The sequence below is a fragment of the Limosilactobacillus sp. genome (genome assembly GCF_051873075.1).
In the GTDB taxonomy this organism is placed as follows: domain Bacteria; phylum Bacillota; class Bacilli; order Lactobacillales; family Lactobacillaceae; genus Limosilactobacillus.
This window is the reverse complement of the sequence record NZ_JBJEEM010000055.1, coordinates 1-10,274: the sequence shown is the minus strand read 5'-3', so window position 1 is coordinate 10,274 and position 10,274 is coordinate 1. Positions and strand designations below refer to the sequence as shown.

The following is a 10,274-nucleotide window of genomic DNA, read 5'->3' as shown; positions in this document are numbered from 1 at the left end:
CCTAAGTCACCGGCGGATCTACTGCCGGATAATCCGCAGGACCATTATCCAAGCGGCGTGAACTATGCCGACCTGCACAAGACGGTCACGCGGACGATTGCGGTTCATAAGCCTAACTGCCGACCGCAGATAGTCATTCAAGTGGCAACCTTGATTCGCACCGCCCAAGTGGATGAGGTCACACATAAGGTCAGCTATGGTACCTGGAAGGTCGATGGCAATGGTGGTTGGGCGCAATTTACGGCACCAATTGTGGCCGGGTACACTGCCAGCGGTGACGTTGCTGCGGTGGTTCCAGATGGTGAAACCGCGGATACTACGGTGGTAATTGATTACGCGCCTAACCAGCAAACCGGGAAGATCAGCTACGTGGACAGCCAGGGCAAGGAAATCGGCCATACCGTCCTGACCGGAGTCACCAATGGCACGGTTGCAATTTCACCGGTTGCCCCGACCGGTTGGAAGATTTCTGCCGATAACAACATTCCGTCGCAGGTAACGGCTGATGCCGGGGGAATCAAGACGGTCACGGTCCGCGTTGAACATGATTGCGTAACGGTTGAGCCTAGTGATCCCAAGACGCCGGCTGACGTTATCCCTAATGATGACGAAAAGAAGTTCCCCGCCGGTGTTGCCCAAGACGACTTGAATAAGACCATTACGCGGACCATCACGGTGAATAACCCTCATGGCGGCAAAGAGGTGACTGTCCAACGAGTAACTTCCACGCGGACAGCGCTGGTGGACATGGTCGATGGCACGGTTACCTATGGCGACTGGTCGGTTGAAAAACTACCCGAGTTTACGACACCGGCGATTACTGGCTATACGCCAAATCGGACGATGCTTAGCGAGCAACTGGTCAGTGGTGCAGACAAAGACATCGAGACAACGATTAGCTACACTCCCGATGCCCAATACGGATTCATTCAATACATTTATGAGAAGGATGGGACCGTTATTGGTTATACGCCGTTTGAAAGTGTGACGGATGAGCCAGTTGCAATCGTTCTGCAGGTGCCAGTTGGTTGGAAGCCTTCTGATCCAAATGACGTACCAAAGACAGTAACGCCGCAGCCCGGCCAAAAGACGATAGTTAAGGTGAAGGTGGGACATGATCACGTCACAGTAAAGCCAACCGAGCCGAAGACAACGGCTGATGTTATCCCTAATGATGGTGGCAAAAATTACCCTAGCGGTGTCGCTCATGATGACCTGAATAAGACAGTTATCAGGACCATCAATGTGGCGTTTGACACCGATGCCCACTCGCCTTATTCGGTTATCGATTCAGTTAGCCTTTCTCGAGAGGCGACTGTTGATATGGTCACTGGTGAAGTCACTTATGGCAAATGGAAGAGTGGAGCCTTCTCTGATTGGAACGCCCCGGAAATTAAGGGGTATACGCCAAATTACCCGGTTATTGTCAAGCAGACCCCGACCGGCGATACGCCGGATCAGGTTATCAACGTGGTTTACTACGCTAATGATGGTCGGCAAACCATTGAATTCGTTGATGGCAAGCAAGTGGTCGATACCCAGGTTATTACGGGGAAAGTGGATCATGATATTGCGGTCCCGAATGGGGTACCTGCTGGCTGGAAGGTTGCCGACGGTCACTCCTTGCCAACAACGGTTAAGATCACAGCTGGTGATGAGCCAATCCTGATTCCAGTTGAGCATGACCATGTCACGGTAACGCCAACTGAGCCGAAGACACCAGCTGATGTTATCCCTAATGATGGTGGGAGGAAGTTCCCGAACGGCCTTGCCCAGGATGACCTGAACAGGGCGGTTACCCGGACGATCATCGTTACGCGGCCAGATGGTAGCCGGCAAACAATTACGCAAACTGCTAAACTGCAACGCACTGCGACCGTTAATATGGTCACCCTTGATGTTGAATATAGCGATTGGGTAGTGATTGACAACGGCTGGGGGACATTTGAACTACTGGCGCTTGCCGGTTACACGCCAACTATAGGGAAGGTCCTTGCAGTTGCCGTTGATGGTACGACGACCGACACAACAATCAGGGTTACTTATACGGCTAACCCGCAGACTGGTGTGCTACGCTACGTTGACCCCGCGGGTAATGAGATTGCTCATGATGATCTGACTGGTCATACCGGTGAGAGCATTGATATTCGTCCACAGGCCCCTGCTGGTTGGATCGTTGATGATGAATTTCCTAGTGCGGTGACGGCGGGACCTGATGGTATTCCAACGGTAACCATGCGCGTTAAGCATAATGTGATTACCGTTCAGCCGAGCGACCTGCCGAATAAGGGTGACCAGAAACCGGGTAACCCGAATAAGCAGCCTGGGGATGGAAAGGCCAACGATGATATTGCCTATGGTGACCTGCATAAGGACGTCACCCGAACGATCACTATCCATAATCCGTTAACTGGTGACCAGTTCGATATCGAAACCATCAGTTATGAACGGACGGCGCAGATTGATGATGTTGACGGAAACGTTTCATATGACAACTGGACGTTCGCTCAAAAGACTGCCCAGACTAAGTTTAATAATGTCGATTATCCGCTTATTCCTGGCTACATGATGGAAGTCACGGCGGGTGATCACGGGGAGACGGTCTTAACTCAGGACCAGATTAATAACTGGACTGATCCAAAGATTGAAGTTAACTATGTGGCCATTGGTCAGACACAAGTGGTCAACTATGTTGATGAAGCTGGCAAGGTAATTTCCCAAGATACCCTGCAAGGTAAGACTGGTGATGATGTTATCATTAGCCCGGTTGCTCCTAATCATTACCGCATCAAGGCTGGCCAGAATATTCCAGGCAGCGTAACGTTGACCGCAAACAATCCGGCAATCAATATTGTGATCATCCCACAATTTGACCAAGTAACCGATCCGGCTAAGTTAAACAAGACGATCAGTCGCAAGATTATCGTCAATGTTCCTAATAAGGCCGCGCAAGTAATTAACCAGGCCGCAACCTTCAAACGGACTGGGGTGACGAATGAAGTTACTGGTCAAACCACGTACACGGACTGGATAATCGACAACGGCTTGACTGCTGTTGATGCACCAGTTGTTCCGGGATACACGCCAAGCCAAGCAACGGTTGCGGGGATTGAAAACCCAACGGCTGATATGACCCTGGCAGACGTCACCATTAACTACACAGCTAATGATCAAACACAGGTGGTTAACTACGTTGATGATGCTGGAAAGGTTATTAAGACCGCTACGGTAACTGGCAAGACCGATCAAACGGTCGCTGTCAAGCTCAGTGTTCCAGACCACTACGAATTAGTACCTGGCCAGGATATTCCGGCCACCGTAACTTTAACGACTAACAACGCACCGATTACCGTTAAAGTCACGCCAAAGATGGCTGAGGTAACCGATCCGTCGCAGCTAAGCAAGACGATCAGTCGCAAGATCATCATCAACGTTCCAGGAAAGGAACCACGGGTGATTACTCAGATGGCCACGTTTATCCGGACCGGTAAGTACAACGAGGTAACCGGTCAAATTACTTACACGGACTGGAAGGTGAGTGATAACGGCCTGACCGCCTACGATGCTGAGCACGTCGCTGGCTACACGCCAAACATTACTCACGTTGACGCAGTAGCTAACCCGTCTGCTGATGTTGAACTGACTAATATTGTGATCGGCTATACGGCTATTGAAAGCACCGGCAAGATTTCTTACCAGGATAAAGCCGGCAATGAAATTGGCACAACGTCAATCAGCGGTAAGACCGGCGATAGCATCGGTGTTGATCCAGCAGCACCAGCGGGGTGGAAGATTGTTGCCGGTCAAGACATCCCGAAGAATGTTGTTGTAACTGGCGATGGGATTCCAACCGTGATTGTTAAGGTTGAACATGCAACGATTACTGTTAAGCCGGGAGAACAGGCACCGCATGGTCCGGTATCAGGTGATCCAAGCAAGACCTATGAGCAGATGGCCAATTTAACTTCACAGCCGACCCGGAAGATTATCGTTACTAAGCCTGATGGCAGTCAGCAGACGATTACGCAGACGGCTGACTTTACCCGGACGGCAACTTTTGATGAGGTCACTGGTGAAGTTACTTATAGTAGCTGGCACGCGGTCGACGGCCAAGACACGTGGCTTGCCTACATACCGGCAACTCTGCCGGGCTACACCGTTGAACAGGCGGTTGCGGCTCGGGCGGTCACTGGTGACACCAGCGATACGATCGTCAAGATTGGTTACATTGCCATTGATCAATCCGTCACGATCTGCTTCGTCGATGATGATAATGGGGTGCAGGTTGCCCCGAAGATTGTTAAGACTGGCAAGACCGGTCAGACAATCGCTGATCTGAACTTGACGATTCCAGATCACTACATGTTGGCGGCTGGGCACCCTCTGCCAACCAGCTACAAGTTCACCGCCGCTAAGGACCAGGCCATTACGGTTCATTTAGTTGAGAAGCGGGTTTCAATTGACCCGACTGATCCAAAGACTAATCCTGATCCACAGGATTCACGCTGGTTTAAAGATCACCACCTGGTTAAGGAGATCGTGCGGACCATTGTCGATGAACTGCCGGGGGGGATGAAGTTGACCATGCAAACGGCGACACTTTACCGAACGGCTATTTATAACGAGGCAACCGGTCAAATTTTGACACTGGGTGACTGGAGTACGGACGCTTGGGACGGTTACCGAGTAAACGCTCCGGCCGGTTATACGGCTAAGGTTGAACAGCTCGTTGACGATGAGGTAAGAGTGATTAACGTAATCACTCCTGAAGAGGTAACTGTAAGTACCCCAGGTCAGGTCATCATGATTACTTACGCACCTAAGTCGACGCCGACGAGTCCGACGACCCCGACGCATCCAACAGTGCCAACGAGTCCGACGATCCCAACGGCACCAACAGTTCCGACGAGTCCAACGAAGCCAACGAAGCCAACGAAGCCAACGGAACCAACAGAGCCAACGAGTCCAACGACCCCGACGCATCCAACGGCGCCAACAGTACCAACAAGTCCGACGACCCCGACGGCGCCAACAGTTCCGACGAGTCCGACGGAGCCAACCGCGCCAACGGTACCAACAAGCCCGACGACCCCGACGCATCCAACGGCGCCAACGAGTCCAACGACCCCGACGCATCCAACGGCGCCAACGACCCCAACGGCGCCGACGAGTCCAACGACCCCGACGCATCCAACAGGTCCGACAAGTCCAACGAAACCAACGGCGCCAACAGTTCCGACGAGTCCGACGCATCCAACGGCGCCAACAGCACCGACGACTCTGACATATCCAACAGCACCAACAAGCCCAACGAATCCACCGGCCCCAGCAGATCCTGTGACGGTCACGGGTGAGACGACAGTGCAGGATACATTCGCCGTCAACCGGTCACGGAACACTGCAGGGTCAGGCCAAGTTAGCGGTATGACAGGAACTGGACAGGATTCAAATAATGACCTAATTTCTTCTCAAATGATGCAGAATGCCGATGAAAAGCAGCAGACTAATCAGTTGCCACAGACTGGGAACAGTGAGGGTAAACAAGCTTCAACGCTTGGTCTTGCCTTCGCAACCCTTGCAAGTCTGATTGGTATGACCGGCATCAAGCGAAAGAAAGAGGACAAGTAATGATTGCTCTCGGATGGTAATCATGTGTAGGAATACGCGAGGCCTCCGACTACGGAAATTTCGTAGCCAGGGGCCTTTTTGAACATCAGCGTAAAACAAAACGGCGTGGACCACCAAATTTGTGGTGGTTCACGCCGTTACTTTATTTTCTTCTATTGAGTTATTTGTTGCCAGAAACGTGGGCAGGCCCGCACGAAGCAGTAGATGCCGTAGAGCAGGAGCAGGGTCAATCCGCTGAGTGAGATTGCCAGTAAGGCCTTGAACCAACCGGCGATCCGGAAGTAGAGGGTGGCGGTGTTCTTGCCTCGTTGCTGGTGGACGTATGGGGCACCAATCGAGGACCGTTGGTAGTGTGTTAAGTGTTTGCCGTTGACGGTCAACAGCGATTCATGGTAGGTGATGATCGGGAGCCGTACTTTCTTAGCCCGGTTAGCATACCAGGTCAGCTGCAAGCCACCGTGCGGCAGAACCGTGTGCTGGTATTCCTGCGCATGGTTGATGATCTGGTCTTGGTAGGCGAAGGAACGGATGTATTTCTTGTTGACGTATTTCTTCGGGATCGGCAGGTAGTCCGGACTCCGCTTTTCGACCATCGTCAACAGCTGGCCGGGGTAGAGGTCATGGACGGACTGTCGGAGCTTAACCCGGTTATCGGTGACCCAGGCAATGGCACTGGAGGTGTTGAGAACGTCGCTCGATTGGTAACGGGCGGTCCGCTGGTAGACGTCGATGGTGTTTGGCACGAAGACTTGGACGCCGACGAAGACCAGGGCACCAATGGTGAGGTTGCGCCGCAGGTGGAGGGCCGGCTCATGGTCGTGCTGGACGAAGGAAGTGGCGGAGATTGCGACCCCCAAAAGAAGCAAGGGGTAGGCGATGACCGTCAAGCGGTTGGGGAACTGTAGGTTGTGCTGGAGACTTGGGATTGCGACCGCCAGCTTCTCCCAAGGGGTCCAGATCGAACTAAGCATTAGGATTGCGGCCCCGAGAATGGTGGCGGTCGTGTTGACCAAGGAACGCTTTAGGTGGCAACAGACGTAGACGAACTGCAGGACGAAGAGAATCCAGCAGAAGTAGATCAAATAGGCCCGGGTACTGCTGAACCGTGATGGAACCAATGAGTTCTTGAACATATTGAAGGCCGCCGGTGTAGCAATGGTGTTATGCAGGTTGAGCATTAACAACGCCCCCCAGACGTTGGCCGTCAGGATGATCGTCCCGACCACGGCCAGGACGGTCTCCTTGATCATTTGTCCGCGCCGGTCCGTGCGAATCAAGCCGATGATGAAGAACGGAACCAGGGTGGCCGCGAAGAAGAGCGAACTCAGCAGGTGGATCTGGATGATGATGGTCATGATGGTCATCAGCGGCAGCCAATGTACGGGACGGTGGCGATCCTGAAGCATCGTCAGCCCGCACATCAGCATGTATGGGGCCAGCATCGCTCCCCAAGCATTCATATTTTGGGCGAGTTCCCACCGGGGGAGCCAGCCGATGTTCATGAAGATTAGGCTGACCAAGAGGGCAAAGCGTCGGGAGCTGTGAGCCTTAATCGCCAGGAGGTACATCCCAATCCCGCCGCCGATATAGACGATCAGGTTGGTGATGACTTCGTAGCGAAACCAGGTACCTAAGATCCCGATCAGCGCCCCATTGAGGTAGGCAAACAACGGCCCGTAGACAGCGTTGATGACCCGGCCGCTTTGCTGGAAGCAGTAGTTGCTCTGGAAGTAGCTGAAGTTAAACTGCTGGATCTGCTTAGCCGCGTCATAGAAGCGATTAAAGTGGAAGATCGAGTCCGTCCCCAGGATTACCCCATGGGAAATGAGCTGGGGGTACATGATGATATAGGCCATCGCACAGATTGCAAGGTAGGGCAATGACCAGTTGATAAGGTGATATATTTTTCTTTTCATACTTCATTCCTATATTCGATTAAAATTATTCAATCTCCCTAATTATAGACTATTTCCTATTGGGGCGATATTCGAATAGGACAAATCCTGTGAGATGTCTGATCGGAGCAGCTTAATGGTTGGTGTACAATAGAAGACAGTTTTGAGAGAAAGAGATGAATTAAATCCATGTTTTCGATTTTTCTGTCAGCCGTTTCGGGGGTTTTGATCATCCTCGTAATGGTAGTGGTCGGTTTCGTGATGAACGAACGCGGCTGGTTCAATCCCCAGTCCCCGCGTATTATTTCCCGACTGGTAACCGAGATTGCCCTGCCCTGCTACATGGTTACAACCATCATGCATGATTTTTCGGCCGGCGAACTGAAGACTCTGCTGCCGGACCTGCGTTACCCGGTCCTGTCGATGATCATTCTCTTTGCCCTGTCATTTGCGGTGGCCAGGGCAATCGGGATCAAGCGGTCCCACCTCGGCCTTTTCTCATCGATGTTCTTTAATTCCAACACGGTGTTCATCGGGTTGCCGATCAACCTGGCTCTTTTCGGTAACGCTTCGATCCCTTATGTCCTGGTCTACTACATGGCTAACACGACCTTCTTCTGGACCCTGGGGGTTTGGCTGATCCAGCGTGACGGCTTGCACGAGGCCAAGATTGACGTTAAGACGGCTTTGAAGAAGATCTTCTCGCCGCCGCTACTTGGCTTTATCCTGGGGGTTATCTTAGTCATTCTCCATGTCCGATTGCCGAAGTTTGTGATGTCAGATCTTTCTTACATCGGCGGGCTGACCATCCCCCTGTCGATGATCTTTATCGGAATCGCAATTTCCAATGCAGGACTGAGTCGGGTCCGGCTGACCCGTGATGCTTGGGGAATCTTGCTGGGTCGCTTCCTCTTTGCGCCGGTCCTGATGGCGATCCTAGTCCTGCCTAGCAGTATGCCGGCTTTGATGAAGCAGGTTTTCATTCTTCAGGCGGCGATGCCGGTAATGACTAACGCGCCGGTCATCTCGAAGCTCTACCACGCGGATGCTGACTATGCGGCGATCATGGTGACCGAGACCACCGTCTTGAGTGTGATCGTGATTCCAATCCTGATGGTCATCATTAAGACCATGCTGTAATACTGTTAAATAGTGCACAATTGCGCTATGATTAATACTGGCAAAGGAGTGAAAGTTTTATGGTAGATTTAGTAATTGTTCGGCATGGTCAGAGTCAGGCCAACCGGGATAACATCTTTACGGGATGGACGGATGTGCCGCTGACCCCTGAGGGTATCCAGCAGGGGATCGCGGTCGGTCGTGAATTGAAGCAACTAGGCATTCAGTTCAGCGATGCTCATACCTCCTACATGGAGCGGGCAATTATGACTACCAACCTGGTGCTTGATGAGATCGACCAGCTCTTTATCCCCATTCACAAGACCTGGCGGTTGAACGAACGCCACTATGGCGCGTTGAGTGGACGGAACAAGGCCCAGGTCAAAGAAGAAGTCGGGGCCGACCAGCTTCACCGCTGGCGGCGGGGCTTTGCCGACCTGCCGCCGCAGCTGGAACACCGCCAGCATGAACGCCGCTATGACCGTCTCGGCGTCAAGATGCCGTTGAGTGAGAGCCTGGCAATGACTCAGAAGCGTCTGCTGCCGTACTGGCAGGACCAGATTGCCCCCCGGCTGCTGGACGGCAAAAACCAGCTGATCGTGGCGCACGGTAGCTCGCTGCGAGCCTTGATCAAGTACCTCGACCAGATTCCCGACGACGAGATCGACCGGGTGGAAGTGCCAAACGGCAAGCCAATCTGGTACCGGTTTGATGACCAGCTGAACATCGTCAAGAAAACCTTTATAACAATGGATGGTGAACAATAAATGATTCATGAGTTGCAAAACAACCCTAACCTGACCGGCCAGGTCCGCTTAATTGAGAACATTACCTATGCTGCCGTGGCTGGCCGCCCGCTTAAGATGCAAATCTTAGCACCGTGGACCCAGCGTTACCCTAAGCAGTATCATCCGGATCCCCGGCCGCTGATCGTCTTCGTCCAAGGAAGCTCCTGGCGGACGGGCAAGATGGGGGAGGAGATTCCCCAACTGGTTCAATTCGTTAAGCACGGTTACGTGGTGGCCACGGTCCAGCACCGCAGCGCCATCGACGGCTTTGCCTTCCCAGCCTTCTTGAAGGATGTGAAGACGGCCATCCGCTTCCTGCGGCATAAGGCTGCCAAATTTGCGATTGACCCGCACCGGGTGGCCATCTGGGGGACGTCTTCCGGGGCCAACGCAGCGATGTTGGCCGGGTTGACCGGGGACGATCCACGCTACCGGACTCCGTTGTATGCTGGTGAGTCAGACCGGGTCGACGCAGTAGTTTCCTGTTTTGCTCCGATGGACGTTGCCGATACCTTCGAAGCGTCTGCTAAGGTGCCTGGCAATAAGCTTCTGCAGTTCTGTCTGTTCGGGCCCGATACTGCCAAGTGGCCGGAATTGCAGGCGGCAATGAGCCCGCTGAAGGTCGCCAAGCCGGGGCAAGACTACCCGTCGTTCCTGTTGATGCACGGGGATGCCGACCAGGTGGTTCCCTACCATGAGATGGTCGACATGTACGACAAGCTGAGCGAGGATGGTTACGACGTGACTGCTTACCGGGTGAAGGGTGCCAACCACGAACGCGACTTCTGGAGCCAGCAGATTTATGATGTCGTGCTGGACTACCTTGATCAAAAAGTGAAATAAA

Annotated in this window: 5 protein-coding genes; 4 read left to right on the top strand and 1 reads right to left on the bottom strand. The window is 52.9% G+C overall.

The window, feature by feature from the left end; all coding sequences use genetic code 11:
• Positions 1 to 57: 57 nt before the first annotated feature.
• Positions 58 to 5,628, top strand: coding sequence for a mucin-binding protein (locus ACI31J_RS06260; protein WP_439773575.1), 5,571 nt, complete (start codon positions 58 to 60; stop codon positions 5,626 to 5,628).
• A gap of 152 nt (positions 5,629 to 5,780) precedes the next feature.
• Here ACI31J_RS06260 and ACI31J_RS06255 read toward each other — a convergent pair whose 3' ends face one another.
• A complete protein-coding gene (locus tag ACI31J_RS06255; RefSeq protein WP_439773574.1) occupies positions 5,781 to 7,544 on the bottom strand; it encodes a cell division protein in 1,764 nt (587 codons plus the stop codon).
• A 168-nt stretch (positions 7,545 to 7,712) separates the two neighbouring features.
• Between ACI31J_RS06255 and ACI31J_RS06250 the strand changes: the two genes are divergently transcribed.
• From ACI31J_RS06250 to ACI31J_RS06240, 3 genes are read left to right on the top strand one after another with little or no spacing between them, the layout of a single operon-like run.
• On the top strand, positions 7,713 to 8,663 hold the full coding sequence (locus ACI31J_RS06250) for an AEC family transporter (RefSeq protein ID WP_439773573.1): 951 nt from the start codon (positions 7,713 to 7,715) through the stop codon (positions 8,661 to 8,663).
• Positions 8,664 to 8,722: 59 nt separating this feature from the next.
• The gene (locus ACI31J_RS06245) at positions 8,723 to 9,409 is read left to right on the top strand and encodes a 2,3-bisphosphoglycerate-dependent phosphoglycerate mutase (RefSeq protein WP_439773572.1); all 687 of its coding nucleotides are present in this window, start codon (positions 8,723 to 8,725) and stop codon (positions 9,407 to 9,409) included.
• Positions 9,410 to 10,273, top strand: a complete 864-nt coding sequence (locus ACI31J_RS06240; protein WP_439773571.1) for a prolyl oligopeptidase family serine peptidase — start codon at positions 9,410 to 9,412, stop codon at positions 10,271 to 10,273.
• Position 10,274 lies beyond the last annotated feature (1 nt).

What these genes read in the sequence shown, in the direction of transcription:
- ACI31J_RS06240 (WP_439773571.1), top strand. Translation starts at nt 9,410, where the DNA reads ATGATTCATGAGTTGCAAAACAACCCTAACCTGACCGGCCAGGTCCGC.
- ACI31J_RS06250 (WP_439773573.1), top strand. Translation starts at nt 7,713, where the DNA reads ATGTTTTCGATTTTTCTGTCAGCCGTTTCGGGGGTTTTGATCATCCTC.
- ACI31J_RS06245 (WP_439773572.1), top strand. Translation starts at nt 8,723, where the DNA reads ATGGTAGATTTAGTAATTGTTCGGCATGGTCAGAGTCAGGCCAACCGG.
- ACI31J_RS06255 (WP_439773574.1), bottom strand. Translation starts at nt 7,544, where the DNA reads ATGAAAAGAAAAATATATCACCTTATCAACTGGTCATTGCCCTACCTT.